This is a genomic window from Rhodococcus sp. ACPA1, from assembly GCF_002300195.1.
GTDB lineage: Bacteria > Actinomycetota > Actinomycetes > Mycobacteriales > Mycobacteriaceae > Rhodococcus_F > Rhodococcus_F opacus.
The window spans coordinates 639,085-660,462 of record NZ_NSDX01000004.1; the positions used below are offsets into that span (position 1 = coordinate 639,085).

Consider the following 21,378-nt stretch of genomic DNA (forward strand, 5'->3'; position numbering starts at 1 on the left):
GCTGGCACGGCTCTCCTCACAGCGATGATTCGATCGCGTGACTCAGGTCACTCGGCACATAACCTATACGATCCGCCACGATCTGCACAACCTTATCGTCGTGAAAAATGAGTACGTGATTGTTGACAATTTGGTCGGCAATATGCGCTACTTGCTACCGGGCGAGGTGTCCCCGCCCACATCTCGGACAGCGAGGAAAGGAATCACTCATGGCAAATCAGGTAGAACCGGCCCTGCTGGTCGTCAGCGCCCATGCCGGCGACTTCGTCTGGCGTGCCGGCGGAGCCATTGCCGCCGCCACTGCTCGCGGCGAACGCGCGAAAGTCGTGTGCCTGAGCTACGGCGAGCGCGGTGAATCCGCTCGGGCATGGCGGGACGGCAAGTCGCTCGAGGAAATCAAGGACATCCGGCGGGGAGAAGCGGAAGCGGCCGCGTCGGCACTGGGAGCGGAGATCGAGTTCTTCGACGCCGGCGACTACCCGCTGCTGCCCTCGCCGGAGTTGGTCGACCGGTTGGTGCACGTCTACCGCGACGTCAATCCGACTGTGGTGCTGACCCATCCGCTGATCGACCCGTACAACGCCGACCATCCCGCGGCCGCCCGAATGGCGCTCGACGCCCGCATCCTGGCCCAGGCGATCGGCTATCCCGCCGAGGGTGAGCCCCTGGGGGCCCCGCCGGTGTTCTTCTTCGAGCCGCACCAGCCCGAGCAGTGCGACTTCAAGCCGAACGTGCTGATCGACATCACCGACGTCTTCCCGCAGAAGCGCAAGGCGATGGAATCACTTGTGGCGCAAGAACACATGTGGACCTACTACACCGACCTCGCACGGCGGCGCGGTGTGCAGGTCAAGCGCAACGCCGGACCGAACCTCGGCTTCAGCACCGACACGATGGGTGAGGCGTACGTGCGGTACTACCCGCAGGTGGCGGAGGTGCTGTCGTGAAAGATCCCGTCATCCTCACCGACCCGATCAAGACACCCCTCGACACGGTCGACGCCCTCGCCGAGTTCGGCACCGCGACGGTGCACGAGGCGCAGGGGCGCGCCGGTCTCGCCGGCCCGCAGTTCCGGCCCATCCAGTCCGGCGCCCGGATCGCCGGCACCGCCGTGACCGTCCTGTCCTGGCCCGGCGACAACCTGATGATCCACGCCGCCATCGAGCAGTGCGGCGCCGGCGACATCCTGGTGGTCACCACCAACTCCCCGTCGACGGACGGCATGTTCGGCGAACTGTTCGCCACCGCCCTGCAGTCGCGCGGTGTCCGCGGACTCGTCATCGACGCCGGCGTCCGCGACGTCGCCGAACTGAACGACATGGGCTTCCCCGTGTGGTCCACCGCGGTGTCCGCGCAGGGCACGGTCAAGGCCACCGCAGGCGCGGTGAACATTCCCGTGACCCTGGGCCGGGTGTCCGTCGACGCCGGTGACGTCGTGGTGGCCGACGACGACGGTGTGGTGATCGTGCCCCGCGCCGCCGCGGCCGACACCGTTGCCGCCTCCCGCGCCCGGCTGGAGAAGGAAGAGGCCGCGCGACAGTCCTTCCGCGACGGCGAGCTGGGGCTGGACCGGTACGGGTTGCGTCCGGTCCTCGACTCCCTCGGCGTGCGGTACCTGTCGCAGAAGCAGTACCGGCTGGAACAGCAGGAGACGCTGTGATGGGCGGCATCGCCTGCACGTGGATGCGGGGCGGCACGTCCAAGGGGGCGTTCTTCCTCGCCGCGGATCTCCCCTCCGACCTCCGCGAGCGGGACGACCTCCTGCTGCGCGTCATGGGATCCCCCGATCCCCGTCAGATCGACGGGATCGGGGGCGCCCACCCACTCACCAGCAAGGTCGCGGTGATCAGCCCGTCGGATGATCCGCGCGCGGACGTCGATTACCTGTTCCTGCAGGTCGTGGTGGATCAGGCCCGCGTGTCGTCGGCGCAGAACTGCGGCAACATCCTCGCCGGCGTCGGCCCGTTCGCCGTGGAACACGGCCTGGTGCCGGCCGATTCCGAGCACACGAGTGTCCGGATCCGGATGGTCAATTCGGACGGCTTCGCCACGGCAACGTTCCCGACACCGGGCGGGCAGGTCGATTACGCCGGCAGCTGCGAGATCGCCGGCGTGCCCGGCGCCGCCGCCCCGGTCAGCATCGCGTTCTCCGGCACCGCGGGCTCTACGTGCGGGGCGCTGCTCCCGACCGGCCGCGTCGTCGACACCGTCGACGGAGTGGACGTCACCTGCATCGACAACGGCATGCCGACGGTCGTCATCGCTGCCGCCGATCTCGGTGTGCGCGGTCACGAGAGCCCCGACGAACTCGAGGCCGACACCGACCTGACCGAGCGGATCGCTCACATCCGTTCGCAGGCAGGCAAATTGATGGGACTCGGCGATGTGTCCACCACGACCGTCCCCAAGATGACACTGGTCGCCGCCCCACTCGGCGACGGCACCCTCGACACCCGCACGTTCATCCCCGTGCGGTGCCACACCGCCATCGGCGTGCTCGGAGCGCTCACCGTCGGCACCGCGGTCCGGATCCCCGGATCGGTCGCCGATCGGCTCAGCCGTCACCGTGACGACGGCGTCGTCCGCATCGAACACCCCACCGGGTACTTCGACGTCGACATCGACCTGACCTACACCGGTGACGACGGCGTCGACATCCGCCGCGCCGCCGTGATCCGCACCGCCCGCACCCTGTTCGACGGCACCGTCTACCCCCGGCCCGCAGGCCCCCACACCGAGGACAACTCATGAGCACCGACGACGCCCGCTTCGACATCGCCCACCTCGGCTACGTCGAACTGTTCACCCCGACCTTCGACGAGAGCAAGTGGTTCTTCACCGAACTGCTCGGCCTGCGTGAGGTCGCCGCCGACGGCGGCAGCGTGTACCTGCGTTCGTGGGACGACTACCAGCACCACTCCCTCAAGCTCACCGCCCACGACACGTCGGGCATCGGGCGGCTGGGTTACCGGACGTCGAGTGCCGCGGCACTGGAACGCCGTGTCGCGGCGATCGAAGCCGCCGGCCGCGGCCTCGGGTGGCGCGACGGTGATCCCGGTATCGGCAAGACTTACACGTTCGCCGACCCCGACGGTCACCCGATGGACCTGTACTGGGAGGTCGAGAAGACCGCGCCTCCGGCGGAGTTCGCGCCGGCGCTGAAGAACCAGGCCGAACGCTACCCGGGTGCGCCCGCCACGGTTCGCCGCCTCGATCACGTGAACTTCCTCGCCGCGGACGTCGAGACCAACGGAACCTTCGTCCGGGACGTGCTCGGCGGCCGTCCCACCGAACAGATCCGGCTGAACACGGGCAAAATCGCCGGACAGTGGCTGACCTTCACGAACAAGAGTTACGACGTGGTCTACACCGAGGACTGGACGGGCAGCAACGGGCGTCTGCACCACATCGCGTTCGCCACCGACACCCGCGAGGATATCCTCCGCGCCGCCGACGTCTTCCTCGAAAACGGCGTCCACATCGAGACCGGACCGCACAAGCACGCCATCCAGCAGACGTTCTTCCTCTACGTCTACGAGCCGGGCGGCAACCGTATCGAGTTCTGCAACCCCGGAGCGCGGCTGATCCTCGATCCCGATTGGGACGTCATCGAATGGACCGAGGCCGAACGGTCCAAGGGTCAGGCGTGGGGAATGAAGACCATCGAGACGTTCCACATCCACGGCACCCCACCCGTTCCGGGTACACACTGAGACACGGGACGCACCGTCGAAAGGGACCGATATGACCGGCGACATCACAGGCGGCGAATCGCACGCGGTCGTCCGCACCGACCGGCCCGAACGGTACGGCAAACAACTCGTATCCCACCTCGGACGCCGCAACGGCGGCGAGTGGACACCGGACACACGATCCGGCTGGATCGACCTGGCCGGCGGCCGGGCGACGGTGACCGCCGGAGAAGGCGAACTACACCTGCACCTCGTCGCCGAATCCGGCGAGCTGCCCCGACTGGAAGACGTCGTCGGAAGGCATCTCGTCAGATTCGGCGAACGTGACGGTCTGACAGTGGCATGGGTAAGGGGTGATCAGGTGCCGACGTAGGCCGCGAGGTGCTCGCCGGTGAGGGTGGAGCGGGCGGACACCAGATCCTCCGGACTGCCCTCGAACACGATCCGGCCGCCGTCGTGGCCGGCGCCCGGGCCGAGGTCGATGATCCAGTCGGCGTGCGCCATGACCGCCTGGTGATGCTCGATGACGATGACCGATTTACCGGAGTCGACGAGCCGGTCGAGCAGCCCCAGCAGTTGTTCGACGTCGGCGAGGTGAAGGCCGGTGGTCGGCTCGTCGAGGACGTAGACGTCGCCCTTCTCGGCCATGGCAGTGGCCAGCTTGAGCCGCTGACGCTCGCCGCCGGACAGCGTGGTGAGCGGCTGTCCGAGGCTGAGGTAGCCGAGCCCGACGTCGGCGAGCCGCTGCAGGATCTTGTGAGCCGCCGGGATCCGCGACTCGCCGGCACCGAAGAACTCCTCGGCCTCGGCCACCGGCATCGCGAGCACTTCGGCGATATTCCGGCCGCCCAGCGTGTACTCGAGCACCGACGCTTGGAACCGCTTCCCCTCGCACTCCTCGCAGGGGGATTCGACGGTGGCCATGACGCCCAGGTCGGTGTAGATGACACCGGCGCCGTTGCAGGTGGGGCAGGCGCCCTCGGAGTTGGAACTGAAGAGTGCCGGCTTCACGCCGTTGGCCTTCGCGAACGCCTTGCGGATCGGATCGAGCAGCCCGGTGTAGGTCGCCGGGTTGCTGCGCCGGGAGCCCTTGATCGCGCCCTGGTCGATCGAGACCACCCCGTCCCGCCCGGACACCGAGCCGTCGATCAGCGAGCTCTTGCCGGAGCCCGCGACGCCCGTGACCACGCAGAGCACCCCGAGCGGGATGTCGACGTCCACGTCCTGCAGGTTGTGCGAGGACGCGCCGCGGATCTCCAGCGCATCGGACGACGAACGCACCGATTCCTTGACCACCGCCCGGTCGTCGAAGTGACGGCCGGTCGTGGTGTCACTCCCCCGCAACCCCTCCACGGTGCCCTCGAAGCAGACGGTGCCGCCCGCCGTACCGGCGCCGGGGCCGAGGTCGACGACGTGGTCGGCGATCACGATCGTCTCCGGCTTGTGCTCCACGACGAGCACCGTGTTGCCCTTGTCCCGCAGCTGCAGCAGCAGGGCGTTCATCCGCTCGATGTCGTGCGGGTGCAGGCCGATGGTCGGCTCGTCGAAGACATACGTGACGTCGGTGAGCGACGAGCCGAGGTGTCGGATCATCTTGGTGCGCTGCGCCTCGCCGCCCGACAGCGTGCCCGCCGGTCGGTCCAGCGAGAGGTACCCCAACCCGATCTCCGTGAACGAGTCGAGGAGGTGCCGCAGCGCCGTCAGCAGCGGCGCCACCGACGGCTCCTTCAGGTCCCGGACCCAGTCGGCGAGGTCGCTGATCTGCATCGCGCAGGCGTCGGCGATATTGATGCCCTCGATCTTCGACGATCGAGCCCCCTCATTGAGCCGTGTGCCGTCGCACTCGGGGCAGGTGGTGAACGTGATCGCCCGCTCCACGAACGCGCGGATATGCGGCTGCATCGCGTCGACGTCCTTGGCCAGGAACGACTTCTGTATCTGGGGAATCAACCCCGAGTACGTCAGGTTGACCCCCTCGACCTTGATCTTGGTCGGCTCCTTGTAGAGGAGGTCGTTCAGCTCCCTCTTGGTGTACTTGCTGATCGGCTTGTCGGGGTTGAAATAGCCACAGCCGCGGTAGATCCGGCCGTACCAGCCGTCCATGCTGTAGCCGGGGATCGTGAGCGCGTTCTCGTTGAGGGACTTGCTGTCGTCGTACAGCGCGGTCAGGTCGAAGTCGGTGACCGACCCCCGGCCCTCGCAGCGCGGGCACATGCCGCCGGTGATGCTGAAGCTCCGCCGCTCCTTCGTCTCACGGCCACCGCGCTCGATGGTGACCGCGCCCGCGCCCGAAATCGACGCGACGTTGAAGGAGAACGCCTGGGGCGAGCCGATGTGCGGCTGCCCGAGCCGGCTGAACAGGATGCGCAGCATCGCATTCGCGTCGGTGGCGGTCCCCACGGTGGAGCGGGGATTCGAACCCATCCGTTCCTGGTCGACGATGATCGCCGTCGTCAGGCCCTCCAGTACGTCGACCTCCGGCCGAGCCAGGGTCGGCATGAAACCCTGCACGAAGGAGCTGTAGGTCTCGTTGATCATCCGCTGCGACTCCGCGGCGATCGTGGCGAACACCAGCGAGCTCTTGCCCGAGCCGGAGACACCGGTGAACACCGTCAGCCGGCGCTTCGGGAGCTCGACACTGATGTCCTTGAGGTTGTTCTCGCGGGCGCCGTGCACGCGGATGAGATCGTGACTGTCGGCAGCGTGCAGATCCGGCGACTCCGAATCTTCCCGTCGCTTCGCACGCCCCGTCGTGTCCGCCTTCGTGGCCATGCTCATCGTGTCTCCCTCTGTTGGGCGGAGCCGCCTTCGCGGTCTCCGTCGGCGTCGATCAGCGCAGTTCCTGGATACGAACCATGTTGCCCGCGGGATCGCGGAAGGCGCAGTCACGGACTCCGTACGGCTGCTCGGTCGGCTCCTGGACGACCTCCGCGGAGTCGCTGGCCTGCAGCTTCTCGAAGACGCCGTCGAGATTCCTGGTGGCCAGGTTGATGGCCGCGTAGGTGCCCTTGGCCATCATCTCGGCGATGGTGCGGCGCTCGTCGTCGGTGATGCCGGGGTCGGCGGCCGGCGGATGCAGGACGATGGACGTGCCGGGCTGGTCGGCCGGGCCGACCGTGATCCAGCGCATCCCGTTGTATCCGACGTCGTTGCGAACCTCGAAGCCGAGAGTGTCGCGATAGAAGGCCAACGCGGCGTCCGGGTCGTCCTGCGGGAGGTAGGTCTGGTGAATTGTGATGTCCATGGGATCACGATAATTACGAATCGGCGCCCTGCGCTTCTCGATTCCTGATCGGTCTGGTGACCTGTTTCGCCACACACGACGGAATGCCCGCCGCCGCGTCAGCCTCCTGGCGTCGGTAGGTGCTGGGCGGGACCCCGGTCAGCTCGGTGAAACGCGTGCTGAAGGTGCCCAGAGACGAGCAGCCGACCGCGAAACAGACCTCGGTGACACTGAGGTCGCCGCGACGCAGCAGCGCCATCGCCCGCTCGATGCGCCGCGTCATCAGGTACGAATACGGAGACTCGCCGTACGCGAGCCGGAACTGCCGGCTGAGGTGCCCGGCCGACATGTTCACGCCACGGGCGAGCGACTCGACGTCCAGCGGCTGTGCGTGCTCTCGGTCGATCCGGTCACGGACGCGGCGCAGCAGCGCGAGGTCACGTAGGCGCTGGTTCGCAGCGGGACTGCTCGTCACAAACGAAATCGTGCCACGTCGCACCGGAGTTGCCTAGCGTTTCTCTCCGCGCTCACGCTCCTCACGCCGGGTCGGGTGTGGCGCCTCGACAGTGGTCGACGAGCGAGACCTGTTCATCCGGGGCCGGCGGCCGGTCCTGCTCGGCTCCGTCCACGTGGCGAGCTTCCACTGAACCCAGCTGCTCCCAGTAATTCTCCGAACGCGCCAGCGGAGTTCGCCGAAAATCCATGCGTCGCCCTTCCTGAATTGCCAGGTGCAGTCGTTTCCTGGGGCACCCGGGCCGCCGCGACCGTTTCCGCGTCGCCGCGGCCCGCCACCCCTCCGCATCGAGTCTTCCTCGCGCCACGAAGCCGAGACAGGGCCGTTCGGCCCTACCACCGCGCGCCCGGATGCGGCTGATCGACGGCTGCCACCGAGATCGGTAATGTTGGGTGACATCCGGCCGTCTCACGCGGCCACGCTTCCGGAGCGCCTCGATCACCGAGGAGGAGCGGATGACCGAGATCGATACCTCGCACGAGCAGTGCCTCGTCGACGCCTTGCGTGCACGGGACGAGTCGGCATTCGCCGAACTGGTCGACCTGCACACACCGATGATGCTGCGCGTGGCGCGAGGGTACGTGGCCAGCGCCGAGGTCGCGGAGGACGTCGTACAGGAAACCTGGATCGCCGTGCTCCAGGGCATCGACCGATTCGAAGGCCGCTCCACGCTCCGTACCTGGCTGTTCCGGATACTCGTCAACATCGCCAAGAAACGCGGAGTGCGGGACCGGCACGATGTCGACGCCGCACTGGCCGCCTACACGGGCAGCGCCTCCGTGGACCCGGCCCGGTTTCTGCCTGCATCCTCCCCGGAGGATCCACACCACTGGGCGACTCCTCCGACCAGCTGGCCGGAGACCCCCGAAGGGTCGGTCCTGGGTGCGGAGGTCCTCGACGTCGCGGGCCGCGAACTCGAGCACCTACCCGACCGCCAGCGGATCGTGGTCGTTCTGCGTGACGTCCTCGGTTACGACGCCGAGGAAGTGTCCGCGATGCTCGCGATCACCCCGGCGAATCAGCGGGTGCTGCTGCATCGGGGTCGCGCACACGTGCGCCAGGCCCTCGAGGATTATCTCGGAACGGGAGCGTGAGACATGGAAGACATGGACTGCCAGGACCTCGTCGAACTCGTCACGGCCTACCTCGAGGATGACATGGATCCCGATGCCCGGGTCCGATTCGAAACCCATCTGGGCGAATGCCCGGGGTGCGCCACCTATCTCGAGCAGATCGAGCAGACGGTGCACACCCTCGGGGCGCTCCCCCCGGACGAGCTCGATCCGGCGTTGCGGGATCGCCTGCTCGCCGCATTTCGCGACTGGCGCTAGCGGCGGAAAACTCACCGCAAAATAATGTCCGGCGGAGTGTAACGTTTCGCGCCCTCGCAGACACCGTTCAAGTAGCCGTGAACGTCGGGTTCGCGGCACTCGGACAGGAATTCAGACCATGAACGCCACACATTCGCACCAAGACGACCGACGCACCCACCGCGGCTCGCTGCGGAAGCGGATCGTGACCGTGGTGGTGGCTGCAGCCGCACTCGGTGTCCTTCCCATCGGCGTCGCGGGCGCGGTTGCCCCGGCCGCGGAACACCCGGTCGCCGCAGTGGCCTCCCCTGACACCGGTCGCGACATTCCCGGCGGCAACGACGATCGGACCCGCGATCGGCAGCGCGACCAGCGTCAGGAACGCAGGGCCGAGAACATGCCCACCGATCAGGTCCCGATCATCTGGAACGTCATCCCGTCGTAACGGCTGACGCTCTCCGGTCACAGTCCAGATGTCATGCCACGGACGGGCACTCGGCAGAGTGCCCGTCCGAGGCCGCCACAGTAATTGCGTCCGCCGCCCCGGCACATCCGTCAGGTGCGCAATCCGTCAGCGGGAGTTGTCGAGGACGTCGTGGCACGGGTGTTCGTTTACATCAGACAACCGCCATCGACAATTGCGTCCCGAGCCGCGTGAACACCGCCGGGAACGGTGGTGTGGCGACGCACGGCGAGATGATCTGCGATCCGAAGTGTGCGACGACGAGATCGAGTTCGCGGGAGACGAACAACCGCTGGCCGTGGATTCCGCTGGCCATGAAGGAGTCGAACGGGTCGTTGAGAATCCACCAGTAGTCCCGGTAGCTCATCGTGGCAGGCGAATTCGCCGACGCACGCGGCAACCGCACCTGAGCGGTGGCTCCGTCGGGGACGGTGCTGATCGCACGTACCACCGACTCCGGAACGATCTGGCGGTCGCCGAGAGCGCCCCCACAGCGGAGCATCTCCCCCACCTTGGCGATGTCCCGGAGTGTGGCCGCGTACCCACCGCATGCGGTTTCGACGCCGGCGGTGTCGAGGATGTACCGGGCGTCCTCGTCAGCGCCGATCTTCGACCAGATCAACTCGCTCATCAGGTCCGAGACGGTTGCGCCGGTGACGCGGCTGATCAGCGCGCCCATCGCCTCGCAGCTTCCGTTCTCGTAGTGGAAGACCTCGCCGTACGGGCCGGTCGCGCGGGCCGTTTTCAGTCGGTCGAGCAGGGTCGTCGGCCCGTCGTATCCGTCGGGCCGCATCCCGGGGGCCACGACTGCCCACCACCGGTGTGCCTCGACCTCACGATGGAATTTTCGTCCCCCGTAGGCCACCTGTGTCGTCATGTCGAGCAGATGACGAATGGTGGCGTCACCGAACGCCGTTCCCGTCAACTCGGGAACGTATGTGGCGACCTGATCGTCCCGCGTGAACAAGCCCTGGTCCTCGAGAATCCCGGCGAGCAGGCCGATGAAGGCCTTGGCCATCGACGCGGTCAGGTGCAGGTCCTGACGACGGAGGCCGTGCAGGTACTGCTCGTAGACGACCGCGCCGCGGTGCAGCACGATCATCCCGTCCGAATGCGAGTCGACGAGGAACTGGTACAGGGTGCTCGCTCCCCCGCCTCCGGACTCGACGGCGAGCCGTGAGAGGTCCTGCAACTGCTCCGGCAGTTCCCGGCGCGGGCCGTCGCCGCGCCAGACCCGACGTGTGGGGCCGGTCTCGCCGACGGTCGTCGCCTGCCGGCGGACGTGCGCCGGGTCGGTGAATCCGAGCGTCCATTTCAGTTCTGCGAGTGGCAATTGCGACACAGCGGATCTCCTCTGTCGGATCGGGATACGGGCTGGGGAACATCGAGCTTCAGGCCGGTGCGGCAAGGGCGGCGCCTGCCGTCGCGAGAACGGCGAGGCTGACGGCGGCGGGAATCGGGAGGCCGAGTGGGCGGGGGTCGTCGGCGCGCCGGCGGTATCGGCGGTGCCGCGTCACGGCGCCTGCGACCACCGACGCGGCAGCGCCGAAAGCTCCGGCCACCGAAACGACGTAGGCAACGTGCGGGTGCACGAGCGCGGCGCGCACGACTGCGGCGAGGCACAGGCAGACCGCCGGTAACGTGCGGCGCCACGCCGGCACCGTACGTTCGGCCTGCAGTCCCGGCGGCAGCGCGGTCACGTCGCCGCCCAGACGACGCCGAGCGCGGCGGCGAGACACACACCCGCGACCACGGCCGGGGCCAGACGCGATGCCGGTAGCGGAACGGCGCGGCGCATCGCGGACTGCACTGACCGCCACCGCAGCAGCGCACCGACCGCGACGAGCGCGGCCAGCAGGATGCAGACCGCACCCAGCGTGTCGTGGAACGCGGACCCGCCACGCGGCAGGTAGAACTGGCTGACCGCGACCCCGCCCGCCAGAAGAGCGAGCGCGGTACGGATCCAGGCCAGGAACGTCCGCTCGTTGGCGAGCGTGAACCGGTAGTCGGGCTCCGTCTCCGGGTCGGCGCTCACGGGAGCAGAAGGAATCGGGCGATGCCGTTCTTCTGGATCTCGGAGGATCCGGTGAGGATCCGGAACATCCGCAGACGCTGGAACAGCGATTCCACCTCGCTACCACGGACGACGCCCGATTTGCCGTGGATCTGCACGGCGGCATCGGCGATCGCGAACGCCTTCTCCGCCACGAACAGCTTGCACATGAAGGCTTCGATCCGCGGCCGCTCGCCCCGGTCGAGCGCGGCGAGTGCGTCGTAGGTCATCGCCCGAGCCGCGTAGTAGTCGGTTGCCATGTCCGCCAGCCGGTGCTGGATGCTCTGCAGCGTGCCGAGCGGCGCGCCCTGCACCTGCCTGGTGCGGGCGTAGTCGACGGACAACTCCAGGGCTCGGCGTGCACCGCCCAGCGCCGTCGGGCAGTGCAGGAGCCGGTTGACCGTGACGCGACCGAGCCCGATCTTCAGCCCCTGCCCCACGTCACCGAGCAACTGTTCCGGTCCGACATAGCAGTCGTCGAGAACGATGTCGGCCTCGATGTGCTGGCCCGACATCGGGGTCTCGCCCTGCTGCACCGTGCATCCCGGGGTGTCCAGGTCGACGAGGAACGCGGAGTAGCGCGGGCCGGCGTCGCCGTCGTCTGCCATCTTCGCGATGAGGATGGAGAAGTCCGCGAACGGTCCGGCGGTGGAGAACACCTTGTGGCCGGTCAGGCGCCACCCGTCGCCGTCCGGGGTGGCGGTGGTGAGCATGCCGCGCACGTCGGAGCCGGCGTCGTTCTCCGTGAGCGAGAAGCAGCACGCGCGTTCGCCGCGCGTGACGGGGAGCAGGTACTTCTCGATCTGGTACTCGGTGGCGTACTGGAAGATGCTGCCCACCCGCAGCGGTCCGCCCATGTCGCCGAGCACCGAGGTCGACAGGACCCGCGGTGACGCGCCCACTTCTTCCTTCAGGGCTGCGAGTTCGGTGAACGACAGTCCCGCGCCGCCGAGGTCCGCGGGCAGGCTGACACCGTAGAAGCCGAGCTCGCGGCTGCGTCGCCACACCGGCTCGAGCGTCTCGCGGGTGTACACGCTCCCGGAGGTGAGGCCGAGTTCGCGTTCGTAGTCGGCGAGTTCGCCGTCCAGGTAGTCACGCAGCCGTGCGACGAGGTCGTGCAGGCGAGGGTTGTCGTCGTAGGTGGGGTTCAGGGTGAAGGTCATCGGAGGCTCCGCTTTCAGTTGACGTGGCGGGCGGCCTGCGCCCAGTAGCATTCGCGCACCGACTTGCGGTCGATCTTGCCGTTGCGGTTGACGGGGAGGCTGTCGACGAAGTCGATCGAGCGGGGCTTCTTCATCCGCGCGAGGCGTTCGGCGCAGTGCTCGATCAGCTCGTCCTCGGTCACCGGGGTCCACGTGACCACGACGGCTTTGACTGCCTCACCCCACTTCTCGTCGGGGACACCGACGACGCAGGCGCCGGACACGGCCGGGTGCTCGTACAGCGCGGCTTCCACCTCGCTGCAGTAGATGTTGAACCCGCCCGAGATGATCATGTCCTTCTTGCGGTCGACGATGAACAGATATCCGTCGTGGCGGAAGTACCCGACATCCCCGGTGTGGACCCAGCCGTCGACGAACGTCTCGGCGCTCAGGTCGGGCTCGTGCCAGTATTCGCGCACACAGTCGGGGCCGCGCGCGACGATCTCGCCGATCCCGCCGGCCGGCAGTTCGTTGCCCGCGTCGTCCACCACGCGAACCTCGGTGTCGAATACCGGGCGCCCGCAGGACATCAGCAGTTCCGGATCGGATTCGACGCCTCGCACGACGTCGTCGTAGGTGAGTACGGTGATGCCACTCGTCGTTTCCCCGAGACCGTATCCCTGCATGATGACGGGGCCGAACATCGCGACGGCGTCACGCAGCCGTTGCGGTGAGACCGGTGCGCCGCCGACGCCGACGCACCGCAGGCTCGACAGGTCGACGTCGTTCGCGGCGGGATGGTCCATCAGCATGTTGAGCATCGTCGGGACGACGAAGGTGGTGGTGATGCGTTCCTTCTCGATGGTGCGCAGGAACAACTCGGTGTCGAACGCAGGCAGGACGACGACCGCGCCGCCGCGGGCGAGCACGCCGAGCATCATCATCCCGGAGGCGTGGGTGATCGGTCCCGGGGCCAGATACCGGTCCGTCTCGGTGGGTGCACCGGTCGGGCTCATCAAGCGTTTGCGCATGTTGGCGAGCCGGTTTCCGTACGTCTGCACGGCAGCCTTGAGCTTCCCGGTGGACCCGGAGGTGTAGTTGAGGACGGCGGGGGCGTCATCGGTGAGGTCGACGGCGACGGGATCGCCGAGTCCGTCGGCGAGGAGATCCGTGTATCGGTCCGCGCCGGGTGCGCTGTTCCCGTAGTCGTAGACGGCGATGTCGAGGCCGAGGTCCGCGACGACCTTCAACGCCACGTCGGCGTGCGCGAGGTCGACGAAGAGCGTCTTGACGTTCGCGTCGCGCAGTACGTGGCCGAGTTCGTCGGCTCCCAGGCGCGCGTTGACGGGAACGCGCACGAATCCCGCCTTGCACACGGCCATCTCGGTCACGACGAGTTCTCCGCAGTTGCCGGCGAAAGTGGCCACCGCGTCGCCGATCCCGAGGCCGGTGCGCATCAGCGCGGAGGCGAGACGGTTGGTCGAGTCGTCGAGTTCCCGGTAGGTGAGGCGACTGTCGCCGCACACCACGGCCTCGCTGTCCGGCCGGAACGTCGCGCTCCGGGTGAGGTAGGTACCGAGATTCATGCAGTCTCCAAGATCGACGTGTTGATCGTTATTGGACATAGTGTCCAGCATCGGGCGCGATGTCAAGGGTGCACTATGCTGACGGGACTGCTGGCGTGAGAGGAAGGGCGGAAGTCACCGTGGCCATCGAAGACCGGCGTGTGCGCCGCACCAAGCGGCTGCTGCGCGACGCACTCGTCTCGCTCGTGCTCGAACGGGGTTATTCCGCAGTCACCGTGGAAGACGTCACCGAACGTGCCGACGTCGGCCGCGCGACGTTCTACACGCACTACACGGACAAGGACGAACTGCTCGGCCAGATCGTCGCCGACCTCGGCGAGGACCTGAAGGAGCGGTTGCGGCCCCTCGTGTCCGACTCCTCGGTGGGGTTCACCGGCAAGCCGGTGCTCGAAATGTTCCGGCACGCCGCCGAGGAACGCGACGCCTACCGCGTCGTACTGCGCGGCGAGGGCGACGGGCGCGCACTGCGCCGATTCATCGACGAACGCACCGCCCTTGCCGCCCAGATCTTCTCGGCCCGATCCGAGTCGAACGGGGTCACACCCCGCATCGACATGGAAGTGCTGTCGCGGGCGTGGGTGGGCGAACAGGTTGCCGTGCTGCAGTGGTGGCTCGAATCCGATCCACCACCGCTCACACCGGAAGCCGTCACCGAGATGTTGCTGGAGCTGTCGCTGCGCGGGCGCTACTGGGCATCCGGCTTCGACGGCTCACCCTCGTAGGACGTCGGCACCACCTGAGAGTCGCGTACTGCGGCGCTGTCTCGTGCGTACGGCCGGTACAGCAGACCGGAGCACAACCCGTTGACGACGGTGAGCGCCACGGTCACGAGCAGGAGCGCTCCCTGCAACCCGATCGCATCGCCCAGATAGCCGACCAGCAGCGCATATCCCGCGTATGCGAGCGCCTCCACCGTCGACAGCGACACCGCGAAGGCCAGCGCCCGCTGTTCCGGGCGCACTACCGCCATGATCAGCGGACGATTGACCACCGGCACCTGGCCTTGCAGGAACCCGACCACCGCGAAGATCGCGACGAAGAATCCGATCGACGACGTCGGCGTCTTCAGCTCGACGAATACCGCTGCTGCGAAGGCCAACTGACTGGCCTGCAGCATCATCACCCGTCCACTCGCGGGCCACCGGCGGTGCACGGCGTCGTTGAGGCGGCCTCCGACCACGGTTCCGAGCAGGTACCCGATCGCGAACGGCGTTGCGACGATCGCTGCGGTGGCTGTCGAGAATCCCCGCTCCTCCACCAGGAACACGACGCCGAAACTCATGATCACGTTCTGCCCCGAGAACAGCCGCTGCACCAGGATGTAACGGAACGTCTTGATGCGCAGCAGCTCCCGCACACCGGCGACGATGTTCTGCGCCTTCTCCTCCGCTTTCACCGCCGCGTCGCCGGCTCTGCTCTCGCCCCCGCCGGGCCGTGTGTCGTCGAGAAACACGACGAGGAGAACACCGATCAGAATGCACATACAGCCGGAGAGGACGTAGCCGTACCGCCAGCCGTCGTCGAACCCCGACAGCTGACCGAACAGCGGGGCGCTCACGCCGGTGATGATGGCGACGCCGCCGTACAGCATCCCGGTGGCCCGGCCCCGCCGTCTGTCGTCGTAGAGGTCGCCCATGATCTCGAGAGCGATGGGCCCGGCGCCCGCGAAGCCTGCGGCCGCGATGCCGTAGAGGATCACGAACTGGGTGAAACTGCTCGACAGGCCCGCCAGGACGACCCACACACCCCAGAAGCCCGAGCACGTCGCAAGCACCGCACGCCGCGAGAATCGTTTGGCCAGGAACACCCAGGGAACCGCGGCGAAGATGCCCACCGCCTTGGATACCGCCACGATGACGCCGAGCGCCGACGACGAGAGCCCCAACGCCTCCCGCATCAGCGGGAACAACACCGTGGTGATGCTGTTCTCGGCGTTGTCCATCGCGGTCGAGGCCGTGAGCAGACCCAGGTTCTTCCCCCGGGTCCGCCGGCCGGCCCTCAGCGTGGGCGTGGTGGAGACGTCCAGTGCCATCTGCGTCCTCTCGACGAGTCACCCTGTGATGCGCGTGGTCCGCATCACAGGAGCCAATGCTGGCGACAGTATCTATAAATGGACGTCGTGTCTATGATTGGATTTCCGAGGTCCGGAATAGTGACGCGTTTTCCGGATTCCCGCTCGCAGGAGACCGGTTGCCTGGAATTGGAACCTCATCACCGCAGTTCACAGCGCTCTCAGGCACGTGGGGATCGTGCAAAACCGACCACACACCCGTTAATCTCGAAGCGACAACGGCGCGGGAAGTCGACCCGCACGGGTTCGAGCGCCGTGGGAACCGGGACATCAACGAGGAGCGCGACAATGCCGATGGCACCGTTCGACCCCATTACCGCGATCTACACGCCGGCGCACGCCTGGATGTACGAGACCATCGTGGCACCGGCCGTCTACCGCTCACGCCATGTCATCGACGAGTACTTTCTGCCGCATCTCCCACCGAACGCCCGCATTCTGGACGTCGGATCGGGCGGGGCGCTGTTCACGAACTACATCGCCGACCAGCGCCCCGACGTGCACATTCTCGGCCTCGATCTGTCGGAAGCCCAGATCAAGCGCGCCACCAAACGCATGCGCAACTACGGCGACCGGGTCCGGTTCGACGTCGGCGACGCCACGCGGCTCGACTTCCCCGACCAGACCTTCGACGGCGTGATCAGCTACGGCTCCATCAAGCACTGGTCGTCGCGCGAGGCCGGGCTCGCCGAGTGCGTGCGCGTCCTCAAAGCGGGTGGCCCCCTGCTGATCACCGATGCGGACCGCAGCACGAGTTTCGAGGATGCCGAAAAGTTCGTCGAGAACTACAAGGCGCCGCGCGTCCTCGGCAGCATCAATCTCGCGATCTTCCACACCTGGATCGCCGGTCGCTCCATCAGTCTCGACGAGGCGCGTGACCTCGCGAGCCGACTCGAACTCGTCGACGAGCACGTATCCCGCATCGCCGATATGCCACTCGTCATGATTTCCGGACGTCGGCCTGCGTGAACCTCACCGCCCGTCACGTGTCCGGGCCGGCAGTGCAGCGATGCCACTGATGAACGCGGAGAGCAGCAGTTCCGGTTCGCCCACCGCGTGGAGGGCGGGATGTGCGGTGAAAAGTTCTTCGAGCATGACGCGCAGCTCCAGCCGTGCGAGGTTCATGCCCAGGCAGTGGTGGATGTCTTTCGCGCCGAAACCGAGATGCTTGCCTGCGTTCGCGCGGGTGATGTCGAACCGGCCCGGACCGTCGAAGATGCGTTCGTCGTGGTTCGCGGACAGGTACCACATGACGACCTTGTCCCCCGCCGCGATGTGGGCGCCGCCGAGCTCGGTGTCGACGGTCGCGGTGCGCCGCATGTAGGGCACCGGGGAGGCGTAGCGGATCACCTCGTCGATCGTGTTGTCGATGTGGCCGGCGAAATCGGCGAGCAGCAGTTCTCTCTGGTCGGGGTGCTCGGTGAGCAGATGCAGCGCCCAGGCCAATGCTTGCCGGGTGGTCTCGAAACCAGCCGTGATCAGCAGGATGACGAACGAACCGAACTCGGTCGGTGTGAGGGTCTCGCCGTCGACCACCGTCGACACCAGCCGGGACGTCAGATCCTCGCCGGGATCCGTCTTGCGTCGCTCGCCCAGCTCGAGGGCGTACCCGTAGATCTGGCCCAGGCCGGCCGCGCCGCCGGGTGCGGTGACGAACTCCTGATCACCACCTCCGGCGATGACGTCGGCCGCCGCGGCCAGGATCATCGGCCGGTCGCTCTCCGGGATCCCGAGCAACTCGCAGATCACCTGCACCGGCAACCGGGTCGCGACGTCGGGGACGAAGTCGAACTCGGCATCTCGGGGTAGGTCCGCGGCGATCTGCGCAGCGCAGCCGCGCACCCGCTCGGCGATGCCCCGCACCGAGGCCGCGGTGAACGCCGATTGCACGATGCCGCGCAGACGCCGGTGACGGGGGTCGTCCATGGCGATCATCGACATGGCGAACTCGAGGATCTCGACCGGGACGTCGTCGATGGTGAAGCCGTTGGCCGAGGAGAAGACCTCCGGGTTCCGGCTCACCGCCACCACGTCGTCGTATCCGACGACCGACCAGAAGCCCGGACCGGCTGTTTCCGTGTGGAACTCGATCGGCGACCGCTGACGAAGCTCCTCGAACCGGGCGCGACGACCCGCGAAACTGCGGTCCCAGAACGCGCGTGATGCGGGCGAGATGATTTTTTCGGACGCAGAACCCGTCACCGGTCCCCCTCGGTCGGTCGTACAGATACTGCGACCCTACTGGGGAAGCAGTGGTTACGCTGATGAAGCATCACCGCAGGTCAACAGCTATGATCTTAGGGTCACCCGGCGATGCGCCGGAGATGAAACGGGGAGGATCGACCTGTGGCGTCGAGGGTTCGGCTCGGTAACCTGCGCGAGATGCACGATCATCCGTTGGGGATGACCGAAGCGGGATTTCGGGCCGACTTGACCCAGCACGAAGCGTTCACCATTGGTCGCGGCCCCTTTCCCGGCGATGCCGACAGCGTCCGGTCCGAGCGTGAACTGTTCGTCACCGCGCCGGACGACGAGGTGCTCGCGGTGGCGACGATCACCGGGGTCCGCGAGTACGACGACGAACTCGTCGTCGACGGAGACCTGGTTGCCGATCACGAGCGTGTGGGGACGAGGCTGCTGATACGCACCCAGGCCGAAAACGTGTTCTCCTGCGCGGACGAGGAATCGGCGTGGGCGGGCTCGGTCGAGCGGGCTCGGTGGGTCTACGTGCGGGCTCTGGTCGAGGTCGCAACGGTCAAGACGGCGTCCTACGACCGACGGCTCGCCGGCGCAGATCCCACCGCCGACCCCGAGGTGACCTTGGCGACTGCCAACGAGACGATGCAGGTCGTTCCCCGGTACGTGATGATCCACCGCAGCGGAAAGCTGCGTCTCGGTGGGCCGTACGCCGACACCGCAGACTGGGACGGCCACGTCGAACCCTGGACGGACTACGGGTACGTCGATTGCCTGCGCCTCGACGACGTCCTGGGCAGCAGCGGCGACCTCGACATCGACCTGCTTCGGCCACTCACCTCACGTGCTGCCGCCGCGGAACTCCTCGAGTCATTGGGCTGGGACAAGGTCATCCGCCGGTTCGTCGACGACCGCACACCCTTGCAGTAGCACTCAGCGGACGGTGGTTGCCGCGGGCGCTTGGTCTGTTCGGCCGCGATCCGGGTCTGATCGGTGGCATTGTAAGTACGGGCTGTTATCTCATCGTGGGTGCGGCACGGCCGCACAGGTGCTACTCGGCTGGGCAATGTCCAGCCGCCGAAGTTCATTGCAGAAGGCATGATCCGTTACCACTCGACGGGAGTTCATCGCATGGCCACGCACACCCATCTCGGGCACATCTTCCACATCGCCGGCACGCCGAAAGTCACCGAAGCCGCGGCCGCCCTGGTATCGATTCCCGACGGCGCCCTGGTGCTGGACGACGGCGGGCGAATCGCGTTCTGCGGTGACCGAGCCGAGATCCCGTCGGAATACGAGTCCGGCACCGTGCACGACCACAGGCCCGGTTTTCTGCTGCCGGGGTTCGTCGACACCCACATCCACTTCCCGCAGACCTACGCCGGCGACTCCTACGGCGGCGGCCAGCTGCTGGAGTGGCTGACCCTGTGCATGTTCCCGTCGGAGACGAAGTTCGCCGACCCGGAGTTCGCGCAGCAGGCGGCCGTCGAGTTCACCAACCGGCGCATCTCGGCGGGCACCACGGCCGCCATGGTGTTCGGGTCGGCGTTCCCACATGCGCAGGACGCGTTGTTCACCGAGACTCGAAAGGCCGGTCTGCGCATCGTCAGCGGCCGCGGAATTCAGACCGTCGGCGGCGAAACCGCTCAGCCGCTGATGACCTCCGAAGAGGACGCGATCCGGCTCACCCGCGAGGAGATCGAGAAATGGCACGGCGCCGACACCGGCGATGTCGCCACCGCGTTGCTACACGTGGCGATCATCCCGCGGTTCTCGTTGTCGGTGACGCCCGAGACCCTGAAGAATCTCGGAGAACTCTACGAAGAGGTGCGGGACCGCGGTGTGTACGTGCACTCCCACCTCAACGAGAACAATCGCCCCGGCACCGGCGAGGTCGACTCGACCAAAGAGACCTATCAGGTGAATTCATACCTGGACACGTACGACGGGAAGTTCCTGCCCGGCTCGGAAGTGGGCGGGAAGAGCCTCCTGGGCCGACGCACCATCCTCGCGCACTGCGTGCACTGTCAGGATGTCGAGCTCGAGCGGATGGCCGAGACCGGTACGTCCGTGTCGCACTGCCCGATCTCGCAGCTGTTCCTGGGATCCGGAACGATGCCGTGGAAGCGCACCGTCGCCTCGGGTGTCAACATCTCGGTGGGAACCGATTTCGGCGGCGGCGACGAGTGGCTGATTCCGCGGGTGCTCGGCGACGCATTCAAGGTGCACATCACCGAGGCCGGTGACGACGGGGTATCCATGCATCCGGCGGAGATGCTGTTCGTCGGTACCCTCGGCGGTGCAAGGGCTCTGGACATGGAGAACCGGTTCGGCAACTTCGACGTGGGTAAGGAAGCCGACTTCGTCGTCGTCGACCCGTCCGCCACGCCGACGCTCGACGGGCTGCTGCGCAACGCCGTTCGCGCCGCCGATCCCGACCTGGCCCGCGATCAGACACTGTTCGCGCTGTTGATGGGGATACGCGACACGTCCATCTCCGAGGTCTACGTCGCGGGTCGAAAAGCCAAGGCGTCCTAGACGGTGATTCGCCGTGACCGCCGGCCGACCTCACCGGCGGCCGGCGACCTGGCTCTAGGGGTTCACCGAGGAATGGTGGTTGGCGATCAGCCATCTTCCGTCTTCGTACCGATAGACCCACGTCACCCTGGCCGCCACATCTTGACCGTTGGCATTGATGACCCAGCGCCCCACGTTGTATGCGAGGTTGCAATCCGAATATTTGACACTTTCTTCCATTCGGGCTGTGGGATCGGCCTTGATCAGGTTGACGAAATACTCCGTTATCTCCTCCGGAGTGTCTGCGATAGGCACCGACAGAGTCGGTAGAAGTACCGCATCCGGCCGGTACAGCGCCGCCACTCTGCTCGCGTCCCCGGATTCCAGTGCATCATTCCAACTCGTGAAGAGCGCATCCAGCTCACGGTCTGTCGCGCGGACGCAATTGTCTTCGGAGTCAGAGGAACTGCCCGACGAACAGCCGACCGCCGAAATTGCCAACGCGAGAACTGCAAAGCCTAGGCCGAACGGTTTGGTACTCATACCAACCTCCGCGGAGAAAGGCGCGTACGGGAACTCACCCGCTAACCGATAAAGCGTAACTCCGGGAC

Annotated in this window: 23 protein-coding genes; 12 read left to right on the forward strand and 11 right to left on the reverse strand. The window is 66.9% G+C overall.

What is annotated here, in order from left to right; genetic code table 11:
- Window positions 1-209 precede the first annotated feature (209 nt).
- The 5 genes from CJ177_RS20880 to CJ177_RS20900 are packed head-to-tail and all read left to right on the forward strand — an operon-like array spanning window position 210 to window position 4,065.
- Window positions 210-947 carry a PIG-L deacetylase family protein gene (locus CJ177_RS20880; protein WP_005237870.1) on the forward strand — a complete coding sequence of 246 codons (738 nt, stop codon included), beginning with the start codon at window positions 210-212 and terminating at the stop codon, window positions 945-947.
- Window positions 944-1,660 (forward strand): 4-carboxy-4-hydroxy-2-oxoadipate aldolase/oxaloacetate decarboxylase, encoded by a 717-nt coding sequence (locus CJ177_RS20885; RefSeq protein ID WP_095868502.1) that lies wholly within the window; start codon window positions 944-946, stop codon window positions 1,658-1,660. The genes CJ177_RS20880 and CJ177_RS20885 overlap by 4 nt, the downstream gene beginning before the upstream one ends.
- On the forward strand, window positions 1,660-2,751 hold the full coding sequence (locus CJ177_RS20890) for a 4-oxalomesaconate tautomerase (RefSeq protein ID WP_095868503.1): 1,092 nt from the start codon (window positions 1,660-1,662) through the stop codon (window positions 2,749-2,751). Before CJ177_RS20885 ends, CJ177_RS20890 begins: the two co-directional genes overlap by 1 nt.
- Complete coding sequence (locus tag CJ177_RS20895) at window positions 2,748-3,713, forward strand: VOC family protein (protein ID WP_095868504.1); 966 nt, start codon at window positions 2,748-2,750, stop codon at window positions 3,711-3,713. Before CJ177_RS20890 ends, CJ177_RS20895 begins: the two co-directional genes overlap by 4 nt.
- 31 nt (window positions 3,714-3,744) lie before the next feature.
- Window positions 3,745-4,065, forward strand: coding sequence for a DUF2218 domain-containing protein (locus CJ177_RS20900; protein WP_061045086.1), 321 nt, complete (start codon window positions 3,745-3,747; stop codon window positions 4,063-4,065).
- Here the strand turns inward: CJ177_RS20900 and CJ177_RS20905 are convergent.
- The 3 genes from CJ177_RS20905 to CJ177_RS20915 are packed head-to-tail and all read right to left on the reverse strand — an operon-like array spanning window position 4,050 to window position 7,390.
- On the reverse strand, window positions 4,050-6,470 hold the full coding sequence (locus tag CJ177_RS20905) for an excinuclease ABC subunit UvrA (RefSeq protein WP_095868505.1): 2,421 nt from the start codon (window positions 6,468-6,470) through the stop codon (window positions 4,050-4,052). The genes CJ177_RS20900 and CJ177_RS20905 overlap by 16 nt on opposite strands.
- Window positions 6,471-6,522: 52 nt before the next feature.
- Window positions 6,523-6,936, reverse strand: a complete 414-nt coding sequence (locus CJ177_RS20910) for a VOC family protein (RefSeq protein ID WP_005237883.1) — start codon at window positions 6,934-6,936, stop codon at window positions 6,523-6,525.
- Between the two features lie 13 nt (window positions 6,937-6,949).
- A complete protein-coding gene (locus CJ177_RS20915; protein WP_005237884.1) occupies window positions 6,950-7,390 on the reverse strand; it encodes a helix-turn-helix transcriptional regulator in 441 nt (146 codons plus the stop codon).
- 431 nt (window positions 7,391-7,821) lie between these two features.
- On the opposite strand from CJ177_RS20915, the gene CJ177_RS20920 reads away from it, so the two are divergent.
- From CJ177_RS20920 to CJ177_RS20930, 3 genes are all read left to right on the forward strand, one after another.
- Window positions 7,822-8,523, forward strand: coding sequence for an RNA polymerase sigma factor (locus CJ177_RS20920; protein WP_061045088.1), 702 nt, complete (start codon window positions 7,822-7,824; stop codon window positions 8,521-8,523).
- A gap of 12 nt (window positions 8,524-8,535) precedes the next feature.
- Window positions 8,536-8,760 carry an anti-sigma factor gene (locus CJ177_RS20925; RefSeq protein WP_005260758.1) on the forward strand — a complete coding sequence of 75 codons (225 nt, stop codon included), beginning with the start codon at window positions 8,536-8,538 and terminating at the stop codon, window positions 8,758-8,760.
- A gap of 118 nt (window positions 8,761-8,878) precedes the next feature.
- Window positions 8,879-9,184 carry a hypothetical protein gene (locus CJ177_RS20930; protein WP_061045089.1) on the forward strand — a complete coding sequence of 102 codons (306 nt, stop codon included), beginning with the start codon at window positions 8,879-8,881 and terminating at the stop codon, window positions 9,182-9,184.
- Between the two features lie 172 nt (window positions 9,185-9,356).
- On the opposite strand, the gene CJ177_RS20935 is transcribed toward CJ177_RS20930, so the two are convergent.
- The 5 genes from CJ177_RS20935 to CJ177_RS20955 are packed head-to-tail and all read right to left on the reverse strand — an operon-like array spanning window position 9,357 to window position 13,983.
- A complete protein-coding gene (locus tag CJ177_RS20935) occupies window positions 9,357-10,544 on the reverse strand; it encodes a serine hydrolase (protein ID WP_025431590.1) in 1,188 nt (395 codons plus the stop codon).
- A 49-nt stretch (window positions 10,545-10,593) separates the two neighbouring features.
- Window positions 10,594-10,902 carry a DUF202 domain-containing protein gene (locus CJ177_RS20940; RefSeq protein ID WP_095868506.1) on the reverse strand — a complete coding sequence of 103 codons (309 nt, stop codon included), beginning with the start codon at window positions 10,900-10,902 and terminating at the stop codon, window positions 10,594-10,596.
- Entirely contained in the window at window positions 10,899-11,237 is a 339-nt protein-coding gene (locus CJ177_RS20945) for a YidH family protein (protein ID WP_095868507.1), read from the reverse strand. The genes CJ177_RS20940 and CJ177_RS20945 overlap by 4 nt, the downstream gene beginning before the upstream one ends.
- On the reverse strand, window positions 11,234-12,418 hold the full coding sequence (locus CJ177_RS20950) for an acyl-CoA dehydrogenase family protein (protein ID WP_095868508.1): 1,185 nt from the start codon (window positions 12,416-12,418) through the stop codon (window positions 11,234-11,236). Before CJ177_RS20950 ends, CJ177_RS20945 begins: the two co-directional genes overlap by 4 nt.
- A gap of 14 nt (window positions 12,419-12,432) precedes the next feature.
- Window positions 12,433-13,983 (reverse strand): long-chain fatty acid--CoA ligase, encoded by a 1,551-nt coding sequence (locus CJ177_RS20955; protein WP_095868509.1) that lies wholly within the window; start codon window positions 13,981-13,983, stop codon window positions 12,433-12,435.
- Window positions 13,984-14,102: 119 nt separating this feature from the next.
- Here CJ177_RS20955 and CJ177_RS20960 point away from each other — a divergent pair, with 119 nt between their 5' ends.
- On the forward strand, window positions 14,103-14,705 hold the full coding sequence (locus CJ177_RS20960; protein WP_095868510.1) for a TetR/AcrR family transcriptional regulator: 603 nt from the start codon (window positions 14,103-14,105) through the stop codon (window positions 14,703-14,705).
- Here the strand turns inward: CJ177_RS20960 and CJ177_RS20965 are convergent.
- A complete protein-coding gene (locus CJ177_RS20965) occupies window positions 14,669-16,015 on the reverse strand; it encodes an MFS transporter (RefSeq protein WP_095868511.1) in 1,347 nt (448 codons plus the stop codon). The genes CJ177_RS20960 and CJ177_RS20965 overlap by 37 nt on opposite strands.
- A gap of 327 nt (window positions 16,016-16,342) precedes the next feature.
- Here CJ177_RS20965 and CJ177_RS20970 point away from each other — a divergent pair, with 327 nt between their 5' ends.
- A complete protein-coding gene (locus tag CJ177_RS20970) occupies window positions 16,343-17,023 on the forward strand; it encodes a class I SAM-dependent methyltransferase (protein ID WP_025431587.1) in 681 nt (226 codons plus the stop codon).
- Window positions 17,024-17,026: 3 nt separating this feature from the next.
- Here CJ177_RS20970 and CJ177_RS20975 read toward each other — a convergent pair whose 3' ends face one another.
- The gene (locus CJ177_RS20975; RefSeq protein WP_095868512.1) at window positions 17,027-18,256 is read right to left on the reverse strand and encodes a cytochrome P450; all 1,230 of its coding nucleotides are present in this window, start codon (window positions 18,254-18,256) and stop codon (window positions 17,027-17,029) included.
- A gap of 144 nt (window positions 18,257-18,400) precedes the next feature.
- On the opposite strand from CJ177_RS20975, the gene CJ177_RS20980 reads away from it, so the two are divergent.
- Both CJ177_RS20980 and CJ177_RS20985 read left to right on the forward strand, forming a co-directional pair.
- Window positions 18,401-19,180: a hypothetical protein gene (locus tag CJ177_RS20980; protein WP_095868513.1), complete on the forward strand. Its 780-nt coding sequence runs from the start codon at window positions 18,401-18,403 to the stop codon at window positions 19,178-19,180.
- 201 nt (window positions 19,181-19,381) lie between these two features.
- Window positions 19,382-20,788, forward strand: coding sequence for a guanine deaminase (locus tag CJ177_RS20985; RefSeq protein ID WP_025431586.1), 1,407 nt, complete (start codon window positions 19,382-19,384; stop codon window positions 20,786-20,788).
- A 54-nt stretch (window positions 20,789-20,842) separates the two neighbouring features.
- Here the strand turns inward: CJ177_RS20985 and CJ177_RS20990 are convergent, their stop codons facing one another.
- On the reverse strand, window positions 20,843-21,310 hold the full coding sequence (locus CJ177_RS20990; protein ID WP_095868514.1) for an SgcJ/EcaC family oxidoreductase: 468 nt from the start codon (window positions 21,308-21,310) through the stop codon (window positions 20,843-20,845).
- Window positions 21,311-21,378: the final 68 nt, after the last annotated feature.